Raw genomic sequence first — 24,605 nt, forward strand, 5'->3', positions numbered from 1 at the left:
GCACCAGCTATCATGCGCGGATGAATACGTCCACCGCGCTTCCCGTCATCCGCCTGAAATCCGATCGCAGCCCCGGCCATCCGTGGGTGTGGTCGGCGCAGCTGCACAAGCCGGAGGCGAAACTGCCGCCGGGCAGCGTGGTCGAGGTGCACGACGCGAAAGACCGCTTCGTCGGCCGCGCGTTCTGGAACGGCCACGCGCGCATCGCGCTGCGCCTGCTTGACACGCATCCGGATGCGGTGATCGACGCCGACTGGGTTGCCGCGCGCATCGCCCGCGCGGTGCAGCTGCGCCGCGACTGGCTGCGGCTCGATGCCGTCAGCGACGCCTGGCGCGTGGTGCACAGCGAGGGCGACGGACTCTCCGGGCTGATCGTGGACCGCTATGCCGACGTCCTCGTCATCGAATACTTCGCCGCCGGCATGTGGCGTTTCCGCGAGGCGATCCACGCCGCCCTGCTCACGCATTTTCCCGGCGCGCAGCTGTACTGGTTCGCCGAGTCGCACGTGCAGAAGCAGGAGTCGTTCGACTGCCGCAGCCCCGAGGTGCCGGCGCCGTTCGAGGTGCACGAGCACGGCCTGCGCTTCCACGCCGCGCCGGGCCTGGGCCACAAGACCGGCTTCTTCGCCGACCAGCGCGACAACCGTAAGCGCTTCGCGGAACTGGCGAAGGGCCGCCGCGTGCTCGACCTGTGCTGCAACGCCGGTGGCTTCGCGGTGCACGCGATGGCGGCCGGCGCGCGCGAGGCGGTCGGCGTGGATCTGGATGCGGGCATCCTCGACGTCGCCCGCGCCAACGCCGGCGCCAACAAGGTCGCGGTGGCGTTCGAGCAGGCAGACATCTTCGACTGGGTGCGTGCCGCGGTGGCGCGCGGCGAGCGCTACGACGCGGTGGTGCTCGACCCGGCCAAGCTCACCCGCGACCGCAGCAAGGTGATGGACGCGCTGAAGAAGTACTTCGCGATGAACCGCATGGCGCTGGACATCATCCCGCCCGGCGGCCTGCTGCTGACCTGCTCGTGCACCGGCCTGGTCGGCGAAGGCGAGTTCCTGGAGATGCTGCGCCGGGTGGCGCTCAACGCCGGCCGCGAAATCCAGGTGCTGGAGGTGCGCGGCGCCGGCGCCGACCACCCGTTCCGCACCGACGTGGCGGAAGGCCGTTACCTGAAGGCGGTGTTCTGCCGGGTGGAATGAGTCCTCCGAAATTCCGTAGGGCGGGCACCGCCCGCCGCCCCACCTCACATCCACAAGAACCAAAGCCGGCGGGCATTGCCCGCCCTACGAGGCTGCCGGATGGATCAGGGCCGCCTTTCGGTAGAGGTTGTTTATACTTTGCGCGGCAACCGCCCGCGCAGCGACACGGCATCGAACGGGCCGGGCTCGGCGATCAGTTCGCGCGCCGCATCCACCTGATCCCACGTGTTCCACAACAGCACGCCCCGCACGCGGCCGCCATCCAGGTAATACACCATGCCCTCGCGATTAGGCTCGCGCCAGTCCTCGACCACCTCGAGCCGCGTATCGAGCAGGCCGACCGCCTCGTAGCCGAGGTCGAACATGTCCGAGTAGAAGAACGGCAATACGGTGTATTCCCCGGCCACGCCGGTCATCGCGCGGCCGGCATGCCGGCCCATGCTGACCGCCGCGTCCTCGTGTTCCACGCGCAGGCGCCGGCCCAGCGCCGGATTGTGGAAGTTGGCCACGTCGCCGGCAGCCCAGATGTCCGCGTCACTGCTGCGCAGCCGGGCGTCGACCACGATGCCGTCCTCGACGGCAAGGCCCGCCTGCTCGGCCAGCGCAGTGTTCGGCGTCACGCCGAGGCCGGCCACCGCCGCCTCCACGCGCAGCAGGCTGCCATCGGACAGCACCAGTTCCACCCCGCCGTCGGTGGGGTTGCTGCCCTGCACGCGCACCCCGGCGCGCACATCCACGCCGCGGCTGCGGTAATAGTCGTCGAGATAATGCGCCAGGCCCTCGGGGTAGCGCCCCGCGCCGATCGTCCCGCCGGAAAACAGCAGGGTCACCTTGCAGCCGAGGCTGCACAGCGACGCGGCCAGCTCGCAGCCGATGAAGCCGCCGCCGATCACCGCGATGAAGGCACCGGGCTGGGCGTAACGGCGCAAGGCCTGGTAATCGTCCAGCGTGCGGAAATGGATGATCCGCTCGCCGCCCTCGAACGGCAGCCGCCGCGGGGTGGCGCCCGTGGCCAGCAGCAGGCGGCGGTAGCGGTAGCTGTCGCCGCGATCGTCGTGCGCGGTGCGCGCCACCCGGTCCAGCGACTCCACATGCCGACCCATATGCAGCGTCGCGCCGCTTCGCGCGGTGGCCAGTTCGATGTCGGCCACCGACTTGTCGCCCTTCCACAGCGCCTTGGACAGCGGCGGCCGCTGGTACGGCGGCTGCGCCTCGGCGCCGACGATGCCGACGTTCGCCGTGGCCTCGACCTCGCGGATCGCCTTGGCGGCCGCGTCGGCAGCCATGCCGCCGCCGATGATCAGGTAATCGTGAACATGTTCCATATCTGCCTCCCGGGCCGACGGATCGGCCCATGATGCACCGCTGCGGCAGCGGCGACGTGAAATAGGCGCAGCCGATGAGACCGCTCGACGTACACTGGATGCATCGACCCGGGAAAACGTTCCATGCCGCTCAACGAAGTCCTGCTGATTGCCCTCGTCATCCTCGCCGCGCTGGTGCTGCTGTTGCAGGTCGCGGCGCTGCTGCGCGGGCGCGGCGACCCCGGCCTTGGCGCGAAACTCGATGCCCTGAAGGACGACAGCGCCCGCGTCGAACGCACGCTGCGCGAGGAACAGCGCGCCGGACGCGAGGAGCTGCAGCAGGGTTTCGACCGCTTCCGCAGCCATGTCGGCGAGCAGCTCGGCGGCATGTCGCAGCAGCAGGCCGAGCGCATCGACGGCTTCGGCCAGCGCCTCGCCGCCCTCACCGACGGTACCAGCCAGGGCCTGCAGACGCTGGCGCAGCAACTTGCCGAAGATGCGCGCAAGAGCCGCGCGGAAACCACGCTCGCGCTCAATCATTTCGGCGAGCAGCAACAACAGCGCTTCAGCGCGCTCGGCGCCGAACACGAGAAGCGCATGGGCGAGGTGCGCGCCACACTGGAGGCCAAGCTCGGCGCGATCCAGCAGGACAACGCGGCCAAGCTCGAGCAGATGCGCGCCACCGTCGACGAGAAACTGCACGCCACACTCGAAACCCGCCTCGGCGAGTCCTTCAAGCTGGTGTCCGAGCGGCTGGAGGCGGTGCAGCGCGGGCTGGGCGAAATGCAGAGCCTGGCCACCGGCGTCGGCGACCTGAAGCGCGTGCTCGGCAACGTGAAGACACGCGGCGTACTGGGCGAAACCCAGCTCGGCGCCCTGCTCGAACAGCTCCTGACGCCTGACCAGTACGCCGCCAACGTGGCCGTGGTGCCCAACGCCGACGCGCGGGTGGAGTACGCCATCCACATGCCGAACGGCGTCGACGGCGCCCCATTGTGGCTGCCGATCGACGCCAAGTTTCCGCTCGAGGATTACCAGCGTCTGCAGGAGGCCCAGGAAAACGCCAACGCCGTCGCCGCCGCGGACGCCGCCAATGCGCTGGAGCGGCGCGTGCGCGAGGAAGCCAAACGCATACGCAGCAAGTACGTGGTGCCGCCGCACACGGTGGATTTCGCCATCCTGTTCCTGCCCACCGAGGGCCTGTTCGCGGAAGTGCTGCGGCGGCCGGGCCTGTTCGAGTCGCTGCAGCGCGACCATCACATCACGGTCGCGGGACCGACCACGCTGGCGGCGATCCTGACCAGCCTCAAGGCCGGCTTCCGCACGCTGGCGATCGAGAAGCGCAGCAGCGAGGTCTGGCAACTGCTGGGTGCGGTCAAGACCGAGTTCGGCAAGTTCGGCGCGGTGCTGGACAAGGTCAAGAAGAATCTCGACCAGGCCAGCAACCAGATCGACGCGACCGGTGTGCGTACCCGTGCCATCGAACGCAGACTGCGCGGCGTGGAAACCGCGCCGGGCGAAGTCACCCGGCAATTGCTGGACGACGTGCCCGCGCCGGACGACAGCGACGACGACACCGAGACGTGACTTCCCCGCCATGCCCGGACCTGCGCGGGCTTGACGCGGACGTTAAAATGCCCCCCATCCGTCCACCCGAGATCCCCCATGAGCGAGCAGCGCAACCCTAACGATGTCAGCCAGGAGCAGGCCGAGGAGGCGGTGCGCACGCTGCTGCGCTGGGCCGGCGAGGATCCTTCGCGCGAGGGTCTGCTGGACACCCCGAAGCGGGTGGTCAAGGCGTACCGCGACTGGTTCTCCGGCTACGAATCCGACCCGGGCGACTACCTGCGCCGCACCTTCAAGGAGGTGAACGGCTACGACGAGATGGTGGTACTGCGCGACATCGAGTTCGAGAGCCACTGCGAGCATCACATGGCACCGATCATCGGTCGCGCCCATGTCGGCTACCTGCCGACCAACCGGGTGGTCGGCATCAGCAAGCTGGCGCGCGTGGTGGAAGGCTTCGCGCGCCGCTTCCAGGTGCAGGAAAAGCTCACCGCGCAGATCGCGCAGTGCATCCAGGAAACCCTGCAGCCGGCCGGCGTGGCGGTGGTGGTCGACGCCAGCCACGAGTGCATGACCACCCGCGGCGTGCACAAGCGCGGCGTGTCGATGGTGACCAGCCAGATGCTCGGCACCTTCCGCGACGATGCGCGCACCCGCGCCGAGTTCCTGCAGTTCATCGGCATCCACGGCGGCAGCCGCTGAACGTGCGCCTCGCTCTCGCGCTGGCGCTGCCGCTGGCGGCCGCAGCGGCGCATGCCCAGGACACCCGGGCGGACTACCTGCGCCTGTTCGACAGCGACGGCGACGGCCGGGTCAGCGAAGCTGAGTACCTCGCCTACATGGGCCGCGGCTTCCGCGCGATGGACCGCAACGGCGACGGCATCATCGAAACCGATGAATTGCCCGGCGGCCGCGGCAAGCCGATCACGCTCAAGGAATACCAGGACAACCTGCGGCGGCAGTTCCACAAGCTCGACCGCAACCGCGACGGCTACCTCGACGCGAAGGAACTAACCGCGCCTCCGCGCTGAAGCCTGCTCCCATGCTGCGCAGCAGGAGAGGATCGGGTCGCTCTCTCGTGACGCAAGATCAAAAGCCACCCCCTCCCAGCCTCCCCCTGCGTGCAGGGGGAGAAGCAGAGCGTCGACGGCCCTTTCCCCCTGCTGCATCGCCGCCTTCTCCCTCCCCTGCGACGCAGGGGAGGGTTGGGGTGGGGTCGCTCTTCGCGCCCCGTCAGGCCGAAATCGCCAGCTTCTCGGAACGATACAGCTGCGCCGTCGCCAGCACCGCGAGCAGCGCTGCGGCCAACGTGCCGGCCAGGCACAGGACGAGCTGCTCCACGCTGACACCGTCGCCGCGCAGCAGCTGCATGATGCCCAGGTTCTGGCCCAGCAGCGGCACCGCGTACATCCACGCCTGCGCCTTGATCGGCATGAACGACAGCAGCAGGCTGGGGATGATCGGCACCAGCATCAGCAGCGAGATGTAGGTCTGTGCCTCGCGATAGCTCTTGGCGAACGCCGCCACCATCGACTGCAGCGCGGCCAGCAGCAGCACCAGCGGCAGCATCAGCAGCAGCACGCGAGTGGCGAAGTGCAGGCCGAGGTCCAGTTCCATGCCGATCTTGCCGGCGGGAATGAACTGCCCCACCACCGCGAACGCCAGCAGGGTGATCAGCAGACTGGCGAGGGAAAACGCGCAGATCGCCGCCAGCTTGCCGCACAGGATCTTCCAGCGCGGCACCGGGTTGGCGAACAGCGGTTCCAGCGACTGCCGTTCGCGCTCGCCGGCGGTGAGGTCGATCGCCAGATACATGCCGCCCATGAAGATGGTGATCACGAAGAAGTACGGCAGCATCGCGAACATCAGTACCGCGCGCGACTGCGGCGTGGCCTGGTCGCGCTTGGCCACCTGCAGCGGCCAGGCCGTGCCCGGCGACAGGCCGCGCGCCACCAGCCGCATCGCGCCCTGCTGGCGCGCGTAGCTCTCCACCAGCTGGGTGACCCGCTCCACCGAGGTGTTCGTGTCGCGCTGCGAGGAGTCGTAGAACAGCTCGACCTGCACCGGCTCGCCCGCACGCCAGGCCTTGCCGTAGCCGGGCGCGATGCGCAGCACCACATCGGCGTCCTGCTTGCGCACCGCCTGGGCGGGGTCGGCCACCGGCGCACCCGGCACCACGCCGCCGGCCTTCAGTGCAGCGACCAGGTTCGGCGCGTGCTCGGCGCCGATCACCGGCACCGGCAGCGGCTTCTCGGCCTTGTCCAGTTCGCGGTTGAGGGTGAAGTTGATCAGCATCACGAACAGCAGCGGCCCCAGCAGCGGGCCGGTCAGGAAGGCGCTGATGAGGGTACGGCGGTCGCGCAGGTTCTCCTTCACCTCTTTCAGCAACACGGTGAGGACGGAGCCGCCGCGGCGGGTTTTCAATGGGGTCGTCGTCATGCCGCCAGTCCCTCGTCGGTGCCGATGATCTTCACGAAGGCGTCCTCCAGGTTGGATTCGCCGGTCTGTGCCCTCAGCGCGTCGGGCGATTCGTCGGCCACCACGCGGCCGTGCGCGATCACCACGATGCGGTCGCACAGCGCGGCGACCTCCTGCATGATGTGGCTGGAGAACAGCACGCAGCGGCCCTCGCCCTTCAGCTGCCGCATGAACCGGCGCAGCGCGCGGGTGGCCATCACGTCGAGGCCGTTGGTCGGCTCGTCGAGGATCACGTTGCGCGGGTCGTGCACCAGCGCGCGCGCGATCGCGGTCTTCACCCGCTGGCCCTGCGAGAAGCCCTCGGTGCGGCGGTCGGCGATGTCCTCCATCTCCAGCGCCTTGACCAGCGCCTCGCGCCGGCTCGCCAGCAGATCCTCCGGCAGGCCGTGCAGGCGGCCGAAGTAGTCGATGTTCTCGCGCGCGCTGAGCCGCTTGTACAGGCCGCGCGCATCCGGCAGCACGCCGAGCCGGCGGCGCACGCCGAGCGGGTCGGTCGCCGCGTCGATGCCGTCCACCAGCACCTGGCCGCGGTCCGGCGCCATCAGCGTGTACAGCATGCGCAGCGTGGTGGTCTTGCCGGCGCCATTGGGGCCGAGCAGGCCGGTGATCTCGCCGTCGCGGGCGCCGAAGCCGACGCCGTCGACCGCTTTCACCGTGCCGAACGCCTTGTGCAGATCCCTGACTTCAATCACGACAAGTCACTCCGTTTGAAACATGCGCCTTGCCTGCCGTCAGTAGAGACAGCATGGCCAGAGACGGAAGCAGGACAAGGGCAAGGAACCCGGGCACGGCAAGCGCGCTGGAAGCCATGATGGCCGCAGCCCATAAAATGGCGTTGGCCAGGACGTGTCGTTTTCTCATGGCGTGGCTCCGTTGAAGTCGATGAAGATCGGCGTGGCTTGCAGCCGGTCCAGGCAACTCGCGTCCAGCGCCTTCGGGTCGGGCTTCTCGACGAAGTGCTGGATCAGCTGCGGCGTGCAGCCCGCCGCCATCACGTTGTGCGCCTGCCCCTTGAGCACCAGCACGCGCGCGTTCGGCAGGCCCTTCGCCACCTCTTCCGCGTAACGCGGCGGAGTGACCGGGTCGTACTGGCCGGCCAGCAGCAGCACCGGCCGGGCGGTTTTCAGCGGCTGGTGGAAATCCGCCGGGCGCGCGCCTTTCGGCCAAGCCGAGCAGACCGCCTTCAGCGCGTCGACCATGCGCGTGCCGAGGATGGTCTGCGCATCCTCGGGGCGCGCCGTGAGCAGGTCGGCATCCTCGCTGCAGATCACCGCGTACTGCATGCCGCTGCCCATCAGGTCGGACAGCTCGCCGGACAGCAGCTTGGCCTGACCCAGCAACGGGCCGACGTCGCCGTGGGCAGCGGCGTCGATCGACAGCGGCAGCAGCGCGGCGGTGGCCGGCGTGTAGGCGAACATGCGCACCACGCTGGCCAGCGAGTCCTCGTCCAGCATCCGCTTCACCGTCTGATAGCTCTGCGGGTCGCGGAAGCTCACCTCGTGCGGGTTCGCGCGCAGCGCGTCGCGCAGCTGGTACAGGGTCTGGTCCGGGTCGCCGAACTGTTTCCTGCAGGCCGGCTCGGCGGTGCAGCGGGCGAACTGCGCCTTCAGTGCCTCGTCCAGGTTGCGCGCGAAATCCTCGCCCAGCGCCAGCGTATTGGGCACCGCGCTGTCCAGCACCACGCTGCGCACCGCATCCGGGAAGCGCTGCACGTATTGCTGCGCCAGCCGCGTGCCGTACGACACGCCGAGCAGGTCGAGCGGCGGCGCACCGAGCGCCTTGCGCACGTCCTCCAGATCCTGCGCCGCGATCGTGGTGGTGTAGTAGCGTGGGTCGGCATGGCCGGCCAGCTGCTGCAGGCACTCGGCGGCGGCCGCGCGCAACTTGGCGGCGTCGAGCGTGCCGTCGTCGCCCGGCGCGGCGCGCTCGTCGGCGTGCTTGCAGGTGAGTGCGTTCGAGCCGCCGGTGCCACGCTGGTCCAGCAGCAGCACGTGGCGATGCGCCAGCAGCGGCTGCAGCACCGACGCCACCGCGCCGGCGGAGTCGGTGGCGGCCTGGCCGGGGCCGCCGGCGAGGAACGCCAGCATGTCCGGGCTGGCCACCTGTGCACGCGAGCGCAGCACCGCCAGCTTCAGCCTGATCGTGCGGCCGTGCGGGTCGTCGCGGTTCTCCGGCACCGGGAAATCGGCGCACCACGCCGCCGTGCTCAGCCCGCTGTTCGGCTGGGCCAGTTCGCACGCGGTGAGCGTCAGCGTACCGAGTTTCCAGACCGCCGGCGCGGCCTTGGCGACGGGAGCCGCCAGACTCGCCGACGACGCTGCCGCCGAAGGCCGGTCGTGGTCCTGCCCGCGATGACGGGCAACACGATGACCCGCGAAGATCGCCACCGCGATGGCGACAAAGACCCCCATGCGTGCTCTGGGTTGCATGCTCACGTGTTACTCCCGGGTGCAAAAATGGATTCGATCGGCTGCCCGAACAATCGCGCGATCCTGAAGGCCAGCGGCAGGCTGGGGTCGTACTTGCCGGTCTCGATCGCATTGACGGTCTGCCGCGACACCTCCAGCCGCGCAGCCAGGTCGGCCTGCGACCAGCCCTGTTCGCCGCGCAGTTCGCGCAGGTGGTTATGCATGGTTTCGATAACACCGGGAAACCAACAGCCTCGCGATGCCGAAGCTGGCGAACGGGCATGGCAACACCCAGATCGCCACCGCTCCACCGCGCAGTTGCCAGCCCACGTCCGCCAGCAGCAACAGGCCGGAGCTGAAGAAGCCGAATTCGGTGATCATCGCAGCGATCGCGAACGATTCCAGATCGATGCGCCGCTCCAGCTCGTCCTGATCGCGCAGCACCCGCACCATCGCACGGATCGCCAGCGGTACCGGCAGCAGCGGCAGCAGCGCCAGCACGATCCGCAGCGGCTGACTGACCGTGCTGCGCACCAGCGGCCATGCCAGCAAGAGCATCACGACATACAACACCATCGCCAGGGCCACCCTGCGCTGATAACGCCTTTCCGCAAAACGCGACATGCCGCTGTCCTCACCGTGTGATTCCGAGTGACCGCCGGCCATGCACGCGTGGCGATCCCACGCCACCCGTCATGTCAAGCGAACTTGACAGACGCAGGGTAAGAAACCTCCCGCGGGTGTCAAGGACGCTTTACAAAAATCCTCCAATCCAACACCCAAACGGTTCTGTAATGTGAAAATGGCATGATGACGGCGTCCGAAATAAGTGACATACTTCACATTTTTCGGACGCCGATTTTTGTCAGAAAGGACGGACAGACCATGCAAGACCCTTACCCAGCTTCAAATTTCGCCCCCCTAGAGAGTGGCCCAGTGCCTGGCGTAACCGTTTACATGCAGATACTGGCACGTCGTTTGCGTATCGAGCTGCCCAAATTCTTCAAATCCACCCGGAGAGAATCGTCATGATGTTCAAGAAAACCCTGCTTGCCGCCGCCCTCCTGGCCATCGGCGCCATCGGTACCACCGCAATGGCAGCCAGCCCTGCGACCGCAACGTTCCATGTGAGCCTCACCGTCGTAGCGGCCTGCACGGTCGCCACCCCGTCCGACATCAACCTGGGCACCGCTCCTACCGGATCGGGTAACGATTACAAAGGATCCACCACCATTGCCGTGACTTGTCCGACCGGCATTCCCTACACGGTGGGCTTGTTGCCGAGCAACGGCAACGCCAGCGGTGCCGGTGTCTTGACATCCAGCCCCAACACCATCGCCTATAACCTGTATTCGGATACCCTCTATTCCGTCGCATGGGGCAACACGACTGCGAATATGAAAGCCGGCACCGGTAATGCCGCCGCCCAGAGTCTCACAGCCTACGTCAAGGTCGCGTCCGCCGCGCTCGCCAGCGCAGCGACAGGCAGCTATACGGACGCCGTCACCGTCAACGTGAACTACTGACGCCATCGATGAAACTGCGCCTCTGCTTTGGCCTGTCGCTGCTTGCCAGCCTCTTGTTGGCCTGCAGCGGCACGTGGGCCAGTGGCCTGCAGGTCGCGCCGATTTCGCTGACGCTCAAGCCGGCGCAGAACGCCGACGGCCTGTGGCTCAGCAACACCGGCGGCGACCTGATCCACGCACAGGTGCGGGTCTACCGCTGGACGCAGGCGGACGGTAACGATCAGCTCACCCCCTCGCAGGATCTGGTGGTCAGCCCGCCGATGCTTGCCATCGCGTCGGGCGCGCGCCAACTGATCCGGGTAATCCGGGTGGCGGCTCCACCCAATGGCCCGGGGGCGGCGGAAGCCACCTACCGGCTGGCAATCGACGAACTGCCGGTGGAGCCGCACAGCGGCAAGGCCCAACTGCAGTTCGTACTGCACTACTCGCTGCCGGTATTCGTGGAACCGGCTACCGGCACGGTGGCTCCGCATCTGCAATGGCAGGTCATCGACCAGGGCGGGCATGGCGTGCTGGAGGTATCCAATACCGGCACCGGTCACGCGCAATTGAGCGGGATAAGTTACGTCGATCATGCCGGCAAGCGCAGCGTGATCGAAGGCCACAAGCTCGGCTATGTCTTGCCGGGCGCAACGATGTACTGGCCTCTGAATGAGCCAGCGAAGAACTTCGCCGGAGGCGGCTCTCTCGAGGCAAGAATCAATGGGGCACCGACGACACAAGCCATCCCGCCTGCCGACGGCACTCATTGAAACCCTGTTGTTTCCGCTGCTGGTCGCCCATGCCCACGCCAGCACAGCGGCATCTGGTGCCACGGGGAATGCCGGCAACGCGATCGACGCGACATCCTCTGCGCTGACCGCCGATCCGGTGGGCGAGATGGCCGTCGCGGGGGGCACCGACCTGTATCTGGAAACGACGATCAACGGCTCCGATCGCGGCCTTGCCCACTTTGGCTACCGCGACGGCGGGCTATGGGCCTCCATGGCGACCCTCAAGCGACTCGGCTTCGTGCTGCCGGCCAACACGCCTGACCCGGCGCGCTTGTCCGGCCTGCAAGGCGTGCAGACGCACTATGACGAGCCGCGGCAGAGCGTCAGCATCGACGCCCCGCTGAACTTGCTGCATCTGCCCACCACCCGGCTCGGCTCGGACGATACCGCCGCCCCCAAAGCCACCGCGCACTCACCGGGCCTGCTGCTCAACTACAACCTGTACGAGACACAGGCAACGCGCGGCGCCAGCAGCCTCAGCGCCTTCACCGAGTGGCGCGCCTTCAGCGCCGCCGGCGTCTTCAACAGCACCCAGCTTGTGCAATCGCATCCGACCGACGCCGGGCGCAGCACCCGCTCGGTCAGGCTGGACACCAGTTGGAGCCTGTCGTTTCCGTCGCGCCTGTTGACCCTGCGCGTCGGCGACACGCTGACCGCCGCCACCTCGTGGTCGCGCCCGACCCACATCGGCGGCGTGCAGTTCGGCACCAACTTCGCGCTGCAGCCCTACCTCATCACCACGCCGCTGCCGCAGTTCCTCGGACAAGCCACTTTGCCCTCGCAGGTGGAGCTGTACATCAACGGCATGAAGCAATACAGCGGCAAGGTGCCGGCCGGCCCGTTCCAGCTCGATGCCGTGCCCGGCATCAACGGTGCGGGCAATGCGCAGATGGTGCTGACCAATGCGCTCGGCCAGGTCAGCACCTATGCCTTCTCGCTGTACAACACCCGGCAATTGCTGCAGCAGGGCCTGGCCGACTGGTCGGTGGAAGCCGGCTACGTGCGCGAAGATTATGGCCTGCGCTCGTTCGCCTACGGACACGACCCGATGGGCAGCGGAACCTGGCGCTACGGCTTCACCGACAGTTTCACCGGCGAAGCGCATGCCGAGGCCACCAAGGGGCTGCTGAATGCGGGCGGCGGCGGCGCGTGGCTGCTGGGCACGGCAGGCGTGGTATCCGCCTCGGCAGCACGCAGCAGCTACCGCGGCCAGACCGGCTCGCAGCTTGGCTTCGGCTACAACTGGACCAACCAGTATTTCAACTTTGCGGTGCAAGGCCTGCGCACGACCGGCGACTACCTGGACGTGGCCGCCTTGCACGGCGCCGCGCCGCCGCGCCTGAGCGCCAGCGCACAGGCGGGCGTCAACACGCGCCAACTGGGCAGCTTCGGCCTGGGCTACACGCAACTGCGCTACCAGCAACAGGTCAGCCGCTATGCCAGCGCCTACTGGTTCAAGTCGCTGGGCCGGCGTGCGACGCTCAACATCAGCGTGAACCAGAACCTCCAGCAGCCCCGCGATCGCAGTGCCTTTCTGAGCCTCAGCATCTCGCTGAGCGACAGCGACTACATGAGCACCTCGCTCCAGCATCAAGGCAACCGCAACACGCTGGGTGCCAGCATCGTGCGTTCGATGCCCACCGAAGGCGGCCTGGGCTGGCGCGCGCAATGGCAACAAGGCGGCGACACGCGCAACGGCCAGGCCGAACTGGATTACCTGGGCCGCTACGGCCAGGTACAGGCGGGCCTGACCGACTACGGCGGCAGCCATGCAGCCTACGCCGGCGCCAATGGCGCCGTGGTACTGATGGGCGGGGACGTATTCGCCACACGCAGCATCTACAACGGCTTTGCGCTGGTCTCCACCAACGGCGTCCCCAACGTGCCGGTGAAGCTGGAGAACAACCTGGTGGGCACCACGAACGCCCACGGCCTGCTCCTGGTCAGCCCCTTGAACGCCTACCAGGACAACAAGCTCAGCATCGATCCCATGCAACTGCCTGCCTACATGCGCATTGCCGACGTCAACGCCATCGCGGCACCCGGCGACCGCGCCGGCACCCTGGTGAAATTCGCCATCGCACCGGTGCGTGCCGCGTCGGTGATCCTGCACGGCGCCGACGGCAAGCCCCTGCCGCTGGGCAGCGAGGTGCAATTGCACGGCCAGCACGGCAGTCCGGCGCTGGTGGGCTACGATGGCGCGGTCTATCTGGACACCTTGGGCCTCCACAACACGCTGGACGCGACCCTGCCCGACGGCCGCGTCTGCCATGCCAGCTTCGACTACCGCCAGCAAGGCAACGGCATTCCGCAGATCGGCCCACTGACTTGCACGAAGGGGGGAGTGCCATGATCCGCCGCATCCGTCACGGGCTCTGGCTGACCCTGCTCTGCGTCCTGTGCCAGTGGTTGGCACCCGCCGCGGTCGTCCCGCTGGGCGCGGTTTACGCCAGCGTGGCCGGGGTCAGCTGCAACGGCACTATCACCAACCTCAGCTTCGGCAACGTGGATCCGACCTCCTCCGGCCTCTACGACAACGCTCCCACGGGTGGAAATACAGGTTCTCTATCGGGCAACACCAACGCCAACCTGCAAACCACGGGTTACCTGACGTACTACTGCACAAATACCAACGCCACACCTCAAAGCATCACGATATGCGTGAGCATCGGCAACCGGAACCGCTCCGCCCAGCGAAGCATGTCCAGCGCGAATAGCAACAAAGCGCTCAATTACCAGCTCTACCAGGACGCAGCTTACGCAGCGACCTGGGGAAGTGCGTACGCAAATACCTGGGGAAATCCTTATTCATCAACGATCAACGTACCGGCCAACGGCACTTCCGCACCGTTGACCGTCCCCATCTATGCCGTGATTGCCCAAAGCCAGAACAACTGGAAAATGAAATCGCCAGGGCCTTACAACGACAGTTACGGAAACAGCGCTGTCAAACTGGACACCAGTCCCTCGGGTACTGGCTGCCAAACCTATTCCAGCGGCAACACCATTTCTGGCTTTACCGTGTCCGCCAACGTGCAAGCGACCTGCTATGTCAGCACCAACCTACTGACTTTCCCGACATCACCGTCCGGCACGGCCCGCACCATCACCGCCACCACCACCCTGACGGTAAATTGCGCCGACGGCGATACGTTTTACGACATTGGTCTGGACAACGGCCAGAACTACGGCATGGGCAGCGCAAGCGGCGCCCGGGCCATGCGTGGCGGGCCAACGTTCAGCGGTTACATCAGCTACGACCTCTACGCGGACAGCGGCTATCAAAACCGATGGGGCAACAATTACGGCGTCGATACTTACCGGGCAATCGGCCCAACTCCTATCTCATCTAACCAGCAAACATTCACCGTCTATGGCCGAGTGCTGACCACCCCATCCGTACCAGGCAATTACTATGATGCCGTTACCGTTTATGTCTATTATTGAGCGCCACGCAGGCAACCTCGCGCCCATGTGAAGCAATCGATTAGCGCGACGACACGTACTTCTCGCGCCGGATCTGCGCCACCGGCAGGCCGCACTCTTTCAGCGCGTTGAAGGCGGCGTCGACCATGTTGGGGTTGCCGCACAGGTAGGCAATGTCGCGGCTCTCATGGGGGGCGAGTTCGGCCAGCACGTGCTGCACGTGGCCGCTGCGGTCGGTGGGCCGGGGCACCGCACGGGCCTCGCGGCTGAGGCAACCGTGGAAGGTGAAGCCGGGGTGGGTGCGGGCGAACGCCTCGAACTCCTCGCCATAGAGCAGCTCGGCCTCGCTGCGCGCACCGTACAGCAGCACCACTTCGCGGCTGCCCTCCGCCAGCAGTTTCTCGATCTGCGGCAGCATAGCGCGGTACGGGGTGACGCCGGTGCCGGTGGCGAGCAGCAGGTAGCGCGGATGGCGGTCGGTTTCCTGCAGGCAGAAGCGGCCGTAGGGGCCGCTGGCGTCGATCACGCCGCCGACCGGCAGTTCGCCGAGCAGTTTCGTCGCCGCACCGCCGTCGACGTAGCTCACTGCGATCTCGATGCGTTGCACCGGCGAGCTGCCGTCGCCGACGGTGGCGACCGAGTAGCTGCGCTTGGTCGCCGTGCCGTCGTCGTAGTGGAAGTGCACCTGCAGGAACTGGCCGGGCTGGAACGCCAGCGGCTGGCCGTCGACGCGCTCGAACACGAGATGGCGCACCGTGGGCGCAAGCATGCGGCTGTCGACGAGACGGAGCTGGAAGTGGTCGGCCATGGAGGGTTTCCGGAAACAGTGTGTGCCGTCCGGCAGGGCCGGACGACGGGATGTAGCCCGCTATAATAAGGGCTAACCCCCTCGGTGCAGCCCATGTCCCCGCAGTCCCAAGATACGGCCCCGGCGCTCGTCGTCGACAACCTGCGCAAAACCTACGGCAACGGGGTCGAGGCCCTGAAGGGCATCAGCCTCACCGTGCAGCCCGGCGACTTCTTCGCCCTGCTCGGCCCGAACGGCGCCGGCAAGTCCACCCTGATCGGCATCCTCTCCTCGCTGGTCAACTCCACCTCCGGCGACGCGCGGGTGTTCGGCATCTCGGTAAACCGGCAACGCAGCGAGGCGATGAAGCTGATCGGCCTGGTGCCGCAGGAGATCAACTTCAACCAGTTCGAGAAGCCGTTCGACATCTGCGTGAACGAGGCGGGCTTCTACGGCATCCCGCGGAAGATTGCTGCCGAGCGCGCGGAGAAGTACCTGAAGGAGCTGCGCCTGTGGGACAAGGCGCAGATGCAGGCGCGCACGCTGTCCGGCGGCATGAAGCGCCGGCTGATGATCGCCCGCGCGATGATGAACGAGCCGAAGCTGCTGATCCTGGACGAGCCCACCGCCGGCGTCGACATCGAGATCCGCCGCTCCATGTGGCAGTTCGTCAGCGGCATCAACGCGGCCGGCACCACGGTGATCCTCACCACGCACTACCTGGAGGAAGCCGAGTCGCTGTGCCGCAACATCGCGATCATCGACCACGGCAGCATCATCGAGAACACCAGCATGAAGCGCCTGCTGGCGACGCTGGACGTGGAGACCTTCGTGCTCGACGTGGCCGCCATCCCGGCCGGGCTGCCGGGCATCCCCAACGTCACCCTGCGCCGCCGCGACGAACACACGCTGGAGGCCGAGATGGCCCGCTCGCACGACCTCAATTCGCTGTTCGCGACGCTGTCCGCGCACGGCATCACGGTGACCTCGATGCGCAACAAGACCAACCGGCTGGAGGAACTGTTCGTGCGGCTGGTGGAGAACGGCCGGCAGGAACCGGGCCGGGAGCGCGCCGCATGAGCAGCAACGCCGCCGCCAACCTGGTCGCCCTCAACACCATCGTGCGCCGCGAGATCGTGCGCATCATGCGCATCTGGACGCAGACGCTGATCCCGCCGGCAATCACCATGACGCTGTACTTCGTGATCTTCGGCAAGCTGATCGGCAGCCGCATCGGCACCATCCAGGGCGGCTTCAGCTACATGCAGTACATCGTGCCGGGCCTGGTGATGATGAGCATCATCACCAACAGCTACGGCAACATCTCCAGCTCGTTCTTCGGTGCCAAGTTCAGCCGCGCGGTGGAGGAGATGCTGGTGTCGCCGATGCCGAACTGGGTGATCCTCGCCGGCTACGTCGCCGGCGCGGTGGTGCGCGGCCTGGTGGTCGGCGTGCTGGTGCTGGTGATCGCACTGTTCTTCACCGACCTGCACGTGATGCATCCGCTGATCACGTTCGCCTCGGTACTGCTGGGCGCCACCATCTTCTCGCTGGCCGGCTTCGTCAACGCGGTGTACGCGAAGAAGTTCGACGACATCGCGCTGGTGCCCACCTTCATCCTCACCCCGCTGACCTACCTCGGCGGCGTGTTCTACTCGATCAACATGCTGGGCGAGCCGTGGCAGGCGATCTCGCGCGCCAACCCGATCCTGTACATGGTCAACGCGTTCCGCTACGGCGTGCTCGGCATCAGCGACGTGCACGTGGGCTGGGCCTTCGTGGTGATGCTCGGCTTCGTGACGGCGCTGTCGATCGTGGCGCTGCAGCTGCTCAAGCGCGGCGTGGGGCTGAGAAGCTGAGAATAGGGAATAGATCGCACCGATTGGATTTCGTACTGTTCTCGGGCGTGCGCGGAGTGCATGGCTTGCGACCACAGCGCTTCACCCACTCGCTATTCCCTATTCCCGGCCCTGACCCATGCGCGTCAACAAATACATCAGCGAAGCCGGTCTGTGCTCGCGCCGCGAGGCGGACGAGCTGTTGGCTGCCGGGCGCGTCACCATCAACGGCGAAGTGGTCTCGACCGGGGCCAAGGCGCTGGAAGGCGACGAGGTGCGCGTGGATGGCGAGGTCGTCAGGGCGCGCATCCTCGCCGCCACGCCGGCGGCGAAGAAAGCCATCTACATCGCGCTGAACAAGCCGGTCGGGATCACCTGCACCACCGACCAGAGCGTGTCCGGCAACATCGTGGATTTCGTCGACCATCCGCAGCGGATCTTCCCGATCGGGCGGCTGGACAAGGATTCCGAAGGGCTGATCCTGCTCACCAGCAACGGCGACATCGTCAACGAGATCCTGCGCGCGGAAAACCACCACGAAAAGGAATACCTGGTCGGCGTGAACAAGGCGGTGACCGACGAGTTCCTGGCCGGCATGGCGAAAGGCGTGCGCATCCGCGGCCAAATGACCCGGCCCTGCCGCACCCGCCGCATCGCGAAATTCGGTTTCTCGATCGTGCTGACCCAGGGTCTGAACCGCCAGATCCGGCTGATGGCTGCCGCGTTCGGCTATCGCGTCACGCAGCTGCGCCGCGTGCGTATCGACAATGTGAAGCTCGGCCACCTCAAGCCCGGCCAGTGGCGCAACCTCACCGAGGCGGAGCTGAAAGGCCTGCTGCCGAGCCGCACGCAATGGTGATCTCGTCGCCCCATGAAGGCCGGATGTAGGGCGGGCACTGCCCGCCGGCTCTCGCGGTTCCGGGGAAAAACGGCGGGCGGTGCCCGCCCCATGAACGCCTCGCGGTCAAGCCGCCGGCAAAGTCTGCAGATCCCAGCGCGGGCGCACCTGCACCGTTTCGTCCTGCTGCTGGCCGCCGGCCAGGCGGATCGCACCGGCCAGCGCGATCATCGCGCCGTTGTCGGTGCAGAAGTCCAGCCGTGGGAAATACACCCGGAAACCATCCTTTTCGCCGGCTTTGGCCAGCTCGCTGCGCAGGTGGCGGTTCGCGCCCACACCGCCGGCGATCACCAGCCGCCGCGTGCCGCTGGCCGCGAGCGCACGGCGGCACTTGATGACCAGCGTGTCGACGATCGCCTCCTCGAACGCACGGGCGATGTCGGCGCGGGTCTGCTCGGACTGATCGGACTGCTGCCAGGCCAGCAATACCTGGGTCTTCAGGCCGGAGAAGCTGAAATCCAGCCCCGGCCGGTCGGTCATCGGGCGGGAGAAGCGGAACGCGCCGGCCGTGCCCTGCCCGGCCAGCCTCGCCAGCGCCGGGCCACCGGGGTAGGGCAGGCCCATCAGCTTGGCGGTCTTGTCGAACGCCTCGCCGGCGGCGTCGTCCAGGGTATCGCCCAGGATCGTGTACCGCCCGATCGCCTGCACCTCGACCAGCATCGAATGGCCGCCGGAGACCAGCAGGGCCACGAACGGCGGCTCGGGCGGATCGGCCTCCAGCAGCGGCGCCAGCAGGTGACCCTCCATGTGGTGTACCCCGATCGCCGGCACGCCCAGCGCCCAGGCCAGCGCGCGCCCGGCGGAAGCCCCGACCAGCAGGGCGCCGACCAGGCCGGGACCGGCGGTATAGGCCACCCCACCCAGGTCGTGCACGGTCAGCCCGGCCTGGGCCAGCGCCTCGCGGATCAGCGGCAGCAGCTTGCGCACGTGGTCGCGGCTGGCCAGTTCCGGCACCACCCCGCCGTAGTCGGCGTGCAGCTTGATCTGACTGTACAGGGTGTGGGCCAGCAGGCCGCGGCCCGGCGCGTCCGGCTCCCAGCGCAGCAGGGCCACGCCCGTCTCGTCGCAGGAGGTCTCGATGCCCAGCACGGGCTTTGAAAATTCGCCAGTTTCCACGGTATACTTCGCGGCTCGCCCTGTTCAACAGTCCCGTCACCGGGGCAGATTACCACTCGGAGTTTCCATGCCCAACGTAAAAGTTCGCGAGAACGAGCCGTTCGAGATCGCACTGCGTCGTTTCAAGCGTACCTGCGAAAAGGCCGGCGTACTGGCTGAAACGCGCAAGCGCGAGTTCTACGAAAAGCCGACCCAGGAACGCAAGCGCAAGCGTGCCGCCGCGGTGAAGCGTCACCTGCGCCGCCTGTCGCGCGACGTCTCGCGCAAGGTCCGCCTGTACTGAGTTTCCGCTCGCCGCCCAGCGGCGGGCTCGCCAGCGTCTTCACGCGGCGCATGCAGGAAACACGGTCGGCGCGGGTTCTCGCAGCCGCCGCCAGCACTCCGGATTCGACATTGGCCGGTGTTGTCCCCCAGGGCAACGCCGGCTTTGTCGTTTCCGTAGAATGACCCACCTGACCAGAGGCCCCCGCCATGACGCTCAAGCAGCAGCTCACCGAAGACATGAAGACCGCCATGCGCGGCGGCGACAAGCACCGGCTGGGCGTGATCCGGCTGATGCTGGCGGCGATCAAGCAGCGCGAGGTGGACGAGCGGATCGAGCTGGACGACGTGCAGGTGCTCAGCGTGCTGGAGAAGATGCTGAAGCAGCGCAAGGATTCGGTCAGCCAGTTTGACGCCGCGGGCCGTGACGACCTCTCGGCGATCGAGCGCGCCGAAATGGTGGTGATCGAAACCTACCTGCCGAGCAAGCTCGGTGACGCCGAGATCGACGCGCTGATCACCGCAGCGATCGCCGACACCGGCGCCAGTTCGCCGCGCGACATAGGCAAGGTGGTGGCCGCGGTGAAGGAAAAGGCCGTCGGCCGCGCCGACATGGGCGTGGTCTCGGGCCGGATCAAGGCGCGCCTGGCCGGCTGAGCGTGCCGGCCACGAACAGCAACCCCAGCAGCACCAGCACGCCGGCGATCACGGCCAGCGCGATGCGATGGCGACGCCGGCGCAGCCGCTGCCAGTTCGCCACGTCGAGGAAATAGCGGCCCTCGCCCGGGCAGCGCAGCACCGCATGGCTTACCAGCCGGTACCAGGCCATGCCCGGTTTCAGCCCCAGCTGCTCCGCCGTGCAGGCGGTCGCCGCCGTGGTGGCGGCAGCCCGCTCGAACGCGCGCACGATCGTACGCTGCCTGATCATCATCACCGTGCCGATCACCATGGTTCGTCACTCCGGGGCCGACCTGGAAGCGTGCCGCACCGCCTGCGCACTGGCAAGCGACACCATGCATCGCGTTCACGCCCATACCGCTACAACCGCCGTGACCCGCCACACCCCCGCCGCGCGGGTGGCCGTCGCCGCAGGAGAATCAGCATGCTGAAGTGGGCCATCATTTTCGCCATCGTCTCGCTGGTCACCGGCTGGCTCGGTTTCGGCAGCGTCTCCGGCGCCACCGCCACCATCGCCAAGGTGCTGTTCGCGTGCTTCGTGATCCTGTTCCTGCTGGCCGTGCTGGCGGTGATCGGCTTGATCCACCTGTTCTAGCCGGCCATCCGGGCCCGACCGGAGACCGCATGACGACTGCCAAGGCTCTACCGAGGCAGTGCGGGAACCCGTGCCAGCACGGCTCACCGCCCTGACCCTGTGACATTTCGCCTCAGGTCGATGCAATCGGCCCAAGCCTCCCCGGCGGCGACCGACTAGACTAGGCGGCCTATGCGCGGCCTGATTCCCGACAGCTTCATCGACGAACTGCTTGCCCGCGTCGACATCGTCGACGTGATCGAGCGGCGCGTGCCGTTGAAGAAGGCCGGGCGCGAGTGGACCGCCTGCTGCCCGTTCCACAACGAGCGCACGCCCTCGTTCTACGTCAGCCCGGCCAAGCAGTTCTTCCACTGCTTCGGCTGCGGCGCGCACGGCAGCGCGTTGAAGTTCCTGATGGACTACGAGCGGCTGGAGTTTCCGGACGCGGTGGAGGAGCTGGCGCAGACGGTGGGCCTTACCGTGCCGCGCGAGGGCGGCCGCGACGAACGCCCCCGCGAGGACAAGACCGACCTGTATGCGCTGCTCGATGCCGCCGCGGCCTGGTACGAGGGCGAACTCCCGCGCAACGCCGACGCGCAGGCCTATTGCAAAAAGCGCGGCCTGGACGCGGCGACGATCCAGCGCTTCCGCCTCGGCTGGGCACCCACCGGCTACGATGGCGTGATCAAGGCTTTGGGCAATACGCCGCGGCGGATGGAGCTGCTCAACGAGGCGGGCATGGTCGCCTCCAGCGAACGCGGCAGCAAGTACGACCGCTTCCGCGAGCGCCTGATGTTTCCGATCCTGGACCGCCGAGGCCGCGTCATCGCCTTTGGCGGTCGCATCATTTCCAGCGCGCCTCCTGCGCGCGAAGATCAAGAAGCAGGCATCCCTGCCCGCACTTCTCAACAAAGCTCATCCCCCAAGTACCTCAACTCGCCCGAGACCCCGCTGTTCCACAAGGGCAGAGAACTGTTCGCGCTGTGGCAGGTGAAGCAGGCGAACCCGAACCTCGCGCGGATCGTGGTGGTCGAGGGCTACATGGACGTGATCGCGCTGCACCAGGCCGGGCTGCCGATCGCGGTGGCCACGCTGGGCACGGCGACCACACCGGAGCACACCGAAGTGCTGTTCCGCGCCGCGCCGGACGTGGTGTTCTGCTTCGACGGCGATCGTGCCGGCCGCGCCGCGGCATGGAAGGCGCTGGAATCGACGCTGCCACGGCTGCGCGACGGGCGGCAGGCCTATTTCCTGTTCCTGCCCGACGGCGAGGATCCGGACACGCTGGTGCGCAAGGAAGGCAAGGTGGGTTTCGAAAAGCGCATCCGGGAAGCGGTGCCGCTGTCGGATTACTTCTTCAGCGAGCTGTCGCACGACGTCGACATGGCCAGCCTCGACGGCCGCGCCCGGCTGGCCGAGCGCGCGCGCCCGCTGATCGCGAAGCTGCCCGACGGCGCGTTCCGCGACCTGATGGGGCAGGAGCTGGAGAAGCGCAGCGGTGCGCGCGCCTTGCTGCAGGCCGACCCGGCCGTCCATCGCGCAGTGCAGCGGCCGGTGGCGGTGCAGCGCAGCCTGGTGCGCAGCGCGATCTCGCTGCTGCTGGCGCAGCCGAGCATGGCCGACCAGGTGGAGAAGCCCTATCGCTTCCTGCGCCTGGACAAGCCCGGCGTGGGGCTGCTGGCCGAGCTGCTCGACATCGCGCGCGGGCGCCCTGGCATCAATTCCGCCATGCTGGTGGAGCACTTCGCCGAGCGGGCGGAATACCCCTCGCTGCAGAAGCTGATGGCGACCATGGCGGTGGGCGAACCCGAGGCGCAGCGCAGCGAATTCTTCGACGCGCTGGCGCGGATGGAAGACCAGGCGTATACACAACGCCGCGACGCACTGACCGCGAAGAGCCGCGAAAGCCGGCTGGACAGCGCAGAAAAAGCCGAATTGCGCGAGCTGCTGGCCGCCCGCGCGCGGCCGCCGGTAGCCTCGGCCTGAACATGATGAGCCGTCGTCTGCCCGCGTGCGTCCTGTGTCGTCCTGTCCCATCGGCCATCGGCCGCCGCCTGACTGTGGGATCATGCCCGGCTGCGGCCCGGCGTGCCCCGCACGAAGCGCAAGGATATTGATGGATCTGCTGCAGCAACTGGTGACGATCTTCGCCGAGAACGGCTATGTTGCAGTGTTCATCGCGCTGATGATCTGCGGCGCCGGCCTGCCGCTGCCGGAAGACATCACCCTGGTCGCCGGCGGCGTGATCGCGGGCCTGGGCTACGCCAACGTGCACGCGATGTTCGCGCTGGCGATGTTCGGCGTACTGCTGGGCGACTGCGCCATCTTCCTGCTCGGCCACCATTACGGCGCGCGCATCCTGCAATGGCGCTTCGTGGCCCGCGTGCTGACGCCGGAGCGTTACGCCAGGGTGCAGGAAAAGTTCGACCAGTACGGCAATCGCATGCTGTTCTTCGCGCGCTTCCTGCCCGGCATGCGCACCACCGTCTACCTCACCGCCGGCACCACCCACCGGGTATCGTTCCTGCGCTTCCTGCTGATCGATACGCTGGCCGCGCTGATCAGCGTGCCGATCTGGGTCTACCTGGGCTATTTCGGCGCCGACAACCACGAATGGCTGGTGAAGTGGATACACCGCGGCCAGAGCAGCCTGTGGGTGCTGGTGGCCATCCTCGTGCTCACCATGCTGATGCTGTGGTGGCGGCGCCGGCGCCGCACGCGCTGCGGGCTGGACTGAGCCGCCGGCATGTCCTCGCGCCACGCCGGTCCCGACAACTTCACGCTCGCCCTGCTCGCCACTGTGGCGCTGGCCTCGCTGATGCCGTGCCGGGGCGAGGCGGCGCGGGTGTCCGACGCGATCACTGACGGCGCGATCGCGCTGCTGTTCTTCCTGCACGGAGCCAAGCTGCCGCGCGCGGCGATCGTGCGGGGCCTCACGCACTGGCGGCTGCACCTGACCGTGCTCAGCAGCACCTTCGTGCTGTTTCCGTTGCTGGGCCTGGCATTGCAGCCGCTCGGCCATGCGCTGCTGACGCCGCAGCTTTATCTCGGCGTGCTGTTCGTCTGCACGCTGCCGTCCACGGTGCAATCGTCGATCGCGTTCACTTCGATCGCCGGCGGCAACGTCCCGGCAGCCGTGGTCAGTGCCTCGACGTCGAACCTCATCGGCATCGTGCTGACCCCGCTGCTGGTCGGCCTGCTGCTGGCCGGCCACGGCGGCCGTGCCTCCTGGCACAGCGTACTGGACATCATGCTGCAACTGCTGCTGCCGTTTGCGCTCGGGCATGCCGCGCGGCGCTGGATCGGCGACTTCGTCGACCGCCACAGGGCGCTGCTGGGCTACACCGACCAGGGCACCATCCTGCTGGTGGTCTACACCGCGTTCAGCGCCGCCGTGGTCGCCGGCCTGTGGCGCGACACGCCGGTCTCCGCCCTGCTCGCCACCCTCGCGATGTGCGCGCTGCTGCTGGCGCTGGTGATGCCCACGTTGGCCTGGACCGCGCGCCGGCTCGGCTTCCCGCGCGCAGACGAGATCGCCATCGTGTTCTGCGGCTCCAAGAAGAGCATGGCCAGCGGCATCCCGATGGCGAAGATCCTGTTCGCCGGCCAGCTCGGCGGCCTCGGCGCGCTGGTGCTGCCGCTGATGATCTTCCACCAGCTGCAGCTGATGGTATGCGCGGTGGTGGCGCGGCGCTACGCCATGCAGGGCCACCACCGCGTCGTCGAGGACAGCCGCGAGGCCGACTGAGGCCGCCGCGCGACAGCCAGCGCGACCACCT

At 67.4% G+C, this 24,605-nt stretch carries 27 protein-coding genes; 17 read left to right on the forward strand and 10 right to left on the reverse strand.

The window, feature by feature from the left end; all coding sequences use genetic code 11:
• Nucleotides 1-20 precede the first annotated feature (20 nt).
• Nucleotides 21-1,193: a class I SAM-dependent rRNA methyltransferase gene (locus AC1Q5A_RS11180; protein ID WP_492700791.1), complete on the forward strand. Its 1,173-nt coding sequence runs from the start codon at nucleotides 21-23 to the stop codon at nucleotides 1,191-1,193.
• Nucleotides 1,194-1,324: 131 nt separating this feature from the next.
• Here AC1Q5A_RS11180 and AC1Q5A_RS11185 read toward each other — a convergent pair whose 3' ends face one another.
• On the reverse strand, nucleotides 1,325-2,518 hold the full coding sequence (locus AC1Q5A_RS11185) for an NAD(P)/FAD-dependent oxidoreductase (RefSeq protein WP_492700792.1): 1,194 nt from the start codon (nucleotides 2,516-2,518) through the stop codon (nucleotides 1,325-1,327).
• Between the two features lie 123 nt (nucleotides 2,519-2,641).
• Here AC1Q5A_RS11185 and AC1Q5A_RS11190 point away from each other — a divergent pair, with 123 nt between their 5' ends.
• From AC1Q5A_RS11190 to AC1Q5A_RS11200, 3 genes are all read left to right on the forward strand, one after another.
• Nucleotides 2,642-4,084 (forward strand): DNA recombination protein RmuC, encoded by a 1,443-nt coding sequence (locus tag AC1Q5A_RS11190; RefSeq protein ID WP_492700793.1) that lies wholly within the window; start codon nucleotides 2,642-2,644, stop codon nucleotides 4,082-4,084.
• A 78-nt stretch (nucleotides 4,085-4,162) separates the two neighbouring features.
• Nucleotides 4,163-4,765, forward strand: coding sequence for a GTP cyclohydrolase I FolE (gene folE, locus AC1Q5A_RS11195; protein WP_492700794.1), 603 nt, complete (start codon nucleotides 4,163-4,165; stop codon nucleotides 4,763-4,765).
• Between the two features lie 2 nt (nucleotides 4,766-4,767).
• Nucleotides 4,768-5,094 carry an EF-hand domain-containing protein gene (locus tag AC1Q5A_RS11200; protein ID WP_492700795.1) on the forward strand — a complete coding sequence of 109 codons (327 nt, stop codon included), beginning with the start codon at nucleotides 4,768-4,770 and terminating at the stop codon, nucleotides 5,092-5,094.
• 202 nt (nucleotides 5,095-5,296) lie between these two features.
• On the opposite strand, the gene AC1Q5A_RS11205 is transcribed toward AC1Q5A_RS11200, so the two are convergent.
• Genes AC1Q5A_RS11205 through AC1Q5A_RS11230 form a run of 6 tightly spaced genes read right to left on the reverse strand, consistent with a single transcriptional unit; the run spans nucleotide 5,297 to nucleotide 9,615 of the window.
• On the reverse strand, nucleotides 5,297-6,502 hold the full coding sequence (locus AC1Q5A_RS11205) for an ABC transporter permease (protein ID WP_492700796.1): 1,206 nt from the start codon (nucleotides 6,500-6,502) through the stop codon (nucleotides 5,297-5,299).
• On the reverse strand, nucleotides 6,499-7,233 hold the full coding sequence (locus AC1Q5A_RS11210) for an ABC transporter ATP-binding protein (protein WP_492700797.1): 735 nt from the start codon (nucleotides 7,231-7,233) through the stop codon (nucleotides 6,499-6,501). Before AC1Q5A_RS11210 ends, AC1Q5A_RS11205 begins: the two co-directional genes overlap by 4 nt.
• On the reverse strand, nucleotides 7,226-7,402 hold the full coding sequence (locus AC1Q5A_RS11215; RefSeq protein ID WP_492700798.1) for a hypothetical protein: 177 nt from the start codon (nucleotides 7,400-7,402) through the stop codon (nucleotides 7,226-7,228). The genes AC1Q5A_RS11210 and AC1Q5A_RS11215 overlap by 8 nt, the downstream gene beginning before the upstream one ends.
• Nucleotides 7,399-8,952 carry an alpha/beta hydrolase gene (locus AC1Q5A_RS11220; RefSeq protein ID WP_492700799.1) on the reverse strand — a complete coding sequence of 518 codons (1,554 nt, stop codon included), beginning with the start codon at nucleotides 8,950-8,952 and terminating at the stop codon, nucleotides 7,399-7,401. The genes AC1Q5A_RS11215 and AC1Q5A_RS11220 overlap by 4 nt, the downstream gene beginning before the upstream one ends.
• 20 nt (nucleotides 8,953-8,972) lie before the next feature.
• Complete coding sequence (locus AC1Q5A_RS11225) at nucleotides 8,973-9,173, reverse strand: helix-turn-helix transcriptional regulator (RefSeq protein ID WP_492700800.1); 201 nt, start codon at nucleotides 9,171-9,173, stop codon at nucleotides 8,973-8,975.
• A complete protein-coding gene (locus AC1Q5A_RS11230; protein WP_492700801.1) occupies nucleotides 9,166-9,615 on the reverse strand; it encodes a hypothetical protein in 450 nt (149 codons plus the stop codon). The genes AC1Q5A_RS11225 and AC1Q5A_RS11230 overlap by 8 nt, the downstream gene beginning before the upstream one ends.
• A 362-nt stretch (nucleotides 9,616-9,977) precedes the next feature.
• On the opposite strand from AC1Q5A_RS11230, the gene AC1Q5A_RS11235 reads away from it, so the two are divergent.
• Genes AC1Q5A_RS11235 through AC1Q5A_RS11250 form a run of 4 tightly spaced genes read left to right on the forward strand, consistent with a single transcriptional unit; the run spans nucleotide 9,978 to nucleotide 14,695 of the window.
• Nucleotides 9,978-10,475: a Csu type fimbrial protein gene (locus AC1Q5A_RS11235; protein ID WP_492700802.1), complete on the forward strand. Its 498-nt coding sequence runs from the start codon at nucleotides 9,978-9,980 to the stop codon at nucleotides 10,473-10,475.
• Between the two features lie 8 nt (nucleotides 10,476-10,483).
• Nucleotides 10,484-11,227 carry a fimbrial biogenesis chaperone gene (locus tag AC1Q5A_RS11240; protein ID WP_492700803.1) on the forward strand — a complete coding sequence of 248 codons (744 nt, stop codon included), beginning with the start codon at nucleotides 10,484-10,486 and terminating at the stop codon, nucleotides 11,225-11,227.
• Between the two features lie 7 nt (nucleotides 11,228-11,234).
• On the forward strand, nucleotides 11,235-13,601 hold the full coding sequence (locus AC1Q5A_RS11245; RefSeq protein ID WP_492700804.1) for a fimbria/pilus outer membrane usher protein: 2,367 nt from the start codon (nucleotides 11,235-11,237) through the stop codon (nucleotides 13,599-13,601).
• A complete protein-coding gene (locus AC1Q5A_RS11250; protein ID WP_492700805.1) occupies nucleotides 13,598-14,695 on the forward strand; it encodes a Csu type fimbrial protein in 1,098 nt (365 codons plus the stop codon). Before AC1Q5A_RS11245 ends, AC1Q5A_RS11250 begins: the two co-directional genes overlap by 4 nt.
• Nucleotides 14,696-14,735: 40 nt before the next feature.
• Here AC1Q5A_RS11250 and AC1Q5A_RS11255 read toward each other — a convergent pair whose 3' ends face one another.
• Nucleotides 14,736-15,482 (reverse strand): ferredoxin--NADP reductase, encoded by a 747-nt coding sequence (locus tag AC1Q5A_RS11255; RefSeq protein WP_492700806.1) that lies wholly within the window; start codon nucleotides 15,480-15,482, stop codon nucleotides 14,736-14,738.
• 93 nt (nucleotides 15,483-15,575) lie between these two features.
• Between AC1Q5A_RS11255 and AC1Q5A_RS11260 the strand changes: the two genes are divergently transcribed.
• From AC1Q5A_RS11260 to AC1Q5A_RS11270, 3 genes are all read left to right on the forward strand, one after another.
• Nucleotides 15,576-16,541, forward strand: a complete 966-nt coding sequence (locus AC1Q5A_RS11260; RefSeq protein WP_492700807.1) for an ABC transporter ATP-binding protein — start codon at nucleotides 15,576-15,578, stop codon at nucleotides 16,539-16,541.
• Nucleotides 16,538-17,320 (forward strand): ABC transporter permease, encoded by a 783-nt coding sequence (locus tag AC1Q5A_RS11265; protein ID WP_492700808.1) that lies wholly within the window; start codon nucleotides 16,538-16,540, stop codon nucleotides 17,318-17,320. Before AC1Q5A_RS11260 ends, AC1Q5A_RS11265 begins: the two co-directional genes overlap by 4 nt.
• A gap of 118 nt (nucleotides 17,321-17,438) precedes the next feature.
• A complete protein-coding gene (locus tag AC1Q5A_RS11270) occupies nucleotides 17,439-18,158 on the forward strand; it encodes a pseudouridine synthase (RefSeq protein ID WP_492700809.1) in 720 nt (239 codons plus the stop codon).
• Nucleotides 18,159-18,263: 105 nt separating this feature from the next.
• Here the strand turns inward: AC1Q5A_RS11270 and tsaD are convergent, their stop codons facing one another.
• On the reverse strand, nucleotides 18,264-19,313 hold the full coding sequence (gene tsaD / locus AC1Q5A_RS11275; protein ID WP_492700810.1) for a tRNA (adenosine(37)-N6)-threonylcarbamoyltransferase complex transferase subunit TsaD: 1,050 nt from the start codon (nucleotides 19,311-19,313) through the stop codon (nucleotides 18,264-18,266).
• A 67-nt stretch (nucleotides 19,314-19,380) separates the two neighbouring features.
• On the opposite strand from tsaD, the gene rpsU reads away from it, so the two are divergent.
• Both rpsU and AC1Q5A_RS11285 read left to right on the forward strand, forming a co-directional pair.
• A complete protein-coding gene (rpsU, locus tag AC1Q5A_RS11280; protein ID WP_007081639.1) occupies nucleotides 19,381-19,596 on the forward strand; it encodes a 30S ribosomal protein S21 in 216 nt (71 codons plus the stop codon).
• 188 nt (nucleotides 19,597-19,784) lie between these two features.
• Nucleotides 19,785-20,231, forward strand: coding sequence for a GatB/YqeY domain-containing protein (locus AC1Q5A_RS11285; RefSeq protein ID WP_492700811.1), 447 nt, complete (start codon nucleotides 19,785-19,787; stop codon nucleotides 20,229-20,231).
• Here the strand turns inward: AC1Q5A_RS11285 and AC1Q5A_RS11290 are convergent.
• Nucleotides 20,209-20,523 (reverse strand): hypothetical protein, encoded by a 315-nt coding sequence (locus AC1Q5A_RS11290; RefSeq protein ID WP_492700812.1) that lies wholly within the window; start codon nucleotides 20,521-20,523, stop codon nucleotides 20,209-20,211. The genes AC1Q5A_RS11285 and AC1Q5A_RS11290 overlap by 23 nt on opposite strands.
• Before the next feature lie 153 nt (nucleotides 20,524-20,676).
• On the opposite strand from AC1Q5A_RS11290, the gene AC1Q5A_RS11295 reads away from it, so the two are divergent.
• The 4 genes from AC1Q5A_RS11295 to AC1Q5A_RS11310 all read left to right on the forward strand — a co-directional run bounded on the left by AC1Q5A_RS11295 (nucleotide 20,677) and on the right by AC1Q5A_RS11310 (nucleotide 24,574).
• Nucleotides 20,677-20,847 carry a DUF1328 domain-containing protein gene (locus tag AC1Q5A_RS11295; protein WP_492700813.1) on the forward strand — a complete coding sequence of 57 codons (171 nt, stop codon included), beginning with the start codon at nucleotides 20,677-20,679 and terminating at the stop codon, nucleotides 20,845-20,847.
• Nucleotides 20,848-21,018: 171 nt separating this feature from the next.
• On the forward strand, nucleotides 21,019-22,812 hold the full coding sequence (gene dnaG / locus AC1Q5A_RS11300; protein ID WP_492700814.1) for a DNA primase: 1,794 nt from the start codon (nucleotides 21,019-21,021) through the stop codon (nucleotides 22,810-22,812).
• Between the two features lie 130 nt (nucleotides 22,813-22,942).
• On the forward strand, nucleotides 22,943-23,563 hold the full coding sequence (locus AC1Q5A_RS11305; protein ID WP_492700815.1) for a DedA family protein: 621 nt from the start codon (nucleotides 22,943-22,945) through the stop codon (nucleotides 23,561-23,563).
• 9 nt (nucleotides 23,564-23,572) lie between these two features.
• Nucleotides 23,573-24,574 carry a bile acid:sodium symporter family protein gene (locus AC1Q5A_RS11310; protein ID WP_492700816.1) on the forward strand — a complete coding sequence of 334 codons (1,002 nt, stop codon included), beginning with the start codon at nucleotides 23,573-23,575 and terminating at the stop codon, nucleotides 24,572-24,574.
• The last annotated feature ends 31 nt before the right edge of the window (nucleotides 24,575-24,605 follow it).

It is taken from the genome of Rhodanobacter sp. GW835-FHT13D09 (assembly GCF_058793995.1).

Bases quoted from the DNA above. Each gene is read 5' to 3' on its own strand.
- AC1Q5A_RS11255 (WP_492700806.1), bottom strand. From the start codon at position 15,482: ATGGCCGACCACTTCCAGCTCCGTCTCGTCGACAGCCGCATGCTTGCG.
- AC1Q5A_RS11240 (WP_492700803.1), top strand. From the start codon at position 10,484: ATGAAACTGCGCCTCTGCTTTGGCCTGTCGCTGCTTGCCAGCCTCTTG.
- AC1Q5A_RS11180 (WP_492700791.1), top strand. From the start codon at position 21: ATGAATACGTCCACCGCGCTTCCCGTCATCCGCCTGAAATCCGATCGC.
- AC1Q5A_RS11190 (WP_492700793.1), top strand. From the start codon at position 2,642: ATGCCGCTCAACGAAGTCCTGCTGATTGCCCTCGTCATCCTCGCCGCG.
- AC1Q5A_RS11230 (WP_492700801.1), bottom strand. From the start codon at position 9,615: ATGGCCGGCGGTCACTCGGAATCACACGGTGAGGACAGCGGCATGTCG.
- AC1Q5A_RS11205 (WP_492700796.1), bottom strand. From the start codon at position 6,502: ATGACGACGACCCCATTGAAAACCCGCCGCGGCGGCTCCGTCCTCACC.
- AC1Q5A_RS11250 (WP_492700805.1), top strand. From the start codon at position 13,598: ATGATCCGCCGCATCCGTCACGGGCTCTGGCTGACCCTGCTCTGCGTC.
- AC1Q5A_RS11235 (WP_492700802.1), top strand. From the start codon at position 9,978: ATGATGTTCAAGAAAACCCTGCTTGCCGCCGCCCTCCTGGCCATCGGC.
- AC1Q5A_RS11225 (WP_492700800.1), bottom strand. From the start codon at position 9,173: ATGCATAACCACCTGCGCGAACTGCGCGGCGAACAGGGCTGGTCGCAG.
- AC1Q5A_RS11285 (WP_492700811.1), top strand. From the start codon at position 19,785: ATGACGCTCAAGCAGCAGCTCACCGAAGACATGAAGACCGCCATGCGC.
- AC1Q5A_RS11310 (WP_492700816.1), top strand. From the start codon at position 23,573: ATGTCCTCGCGCCACGCCGGTCCCGACAACTTCACGCTCGCCCTGCTC.
- AC1Q5A_RS11305 (WP_492700815.1), top strand. From the start codon at position 22,943: ATGGATCTGCTGCAGCAACTGGTGACGATCTTCGCCGAGAACGGCTAT.
- AC1Q5A_RS11265 (WP_492700808.1), top strand. From the start codon at position 16,538: ATGAGCAGCAACGCCGCCGCCAACCTGGTCGCCCTCAACACCATCGTG.
- AC1Q5A_RS11215 (WP_492700798.1), bottom strand. From the start codon at position 7,402: ATGAGAAAACGACACGTCCTGGCCAACGCCATTTTATGGGCTGCGGCC.
- rpsU (WP_007081639.1), top strand. From the start codon at position 19,381: ATGCCCAACGTAAAAGTTCGCGAGAACGAGCCGTTCGAGATCGCACTG.
- AC1Q5A_RS11295 (WP_492700813.1), top strand. From the start codon at position 20,677: ATGCTGAAGTGGGCCATCATTTTCGCCATCGTCTCGCTGGTCACCGGC.
- dnaG (WP_492700814.1), top strand. From the start codon at position 21,019: ATGCGCGGCCTGATTCCCGACAGCTTCATCGACGAACTGCTTGCCCGC.
- AC1Q5A_RS11220 (WP_492700799.1), bottom strand. From the start codon at position 8,952: ATGGGGGTCTTTGTCGCCATCGCGGTGGCGATCTTCGCGGGTCATCGT.
- AC1Q5A_RS11260 (WP_492700807.1), top strand. From the start codon at position 15,576: ATGTCCCCGCAGTCCCAAGATACGGCCCCGGCGCTCGTCGTCGACAAC.
- AC1Q5A_RS11290 (WP_492700812.1), bottom strand. From the start codon at position 20,523: ATGGTGATCGGCACGGTGATGATGATCAGGCAGCGTACGATCGTGCGC.
- AC1Q5A_RS11270 (WP_492700809.1), top strand. From the start codon at position 17,439: ATGCGCGTCAACAAATACATCAGCGAAGCCGGTCTGTGCTCGCGCCGC.
- folE (WP_492700794.1), top strand. From the start codon at position 4,163: ATGAGCGAGCAGCGCAACCCTAACGATGTCAGCCAGGAGCAGGCCGAG.
- AC1Q5A_RS11185 (WP_492700792.1), bottom strand. From the start codon at position 2,518: ATGGAACATGTTCACGATTACCTGATCATCGGCGGCGGCATGGCTGCC.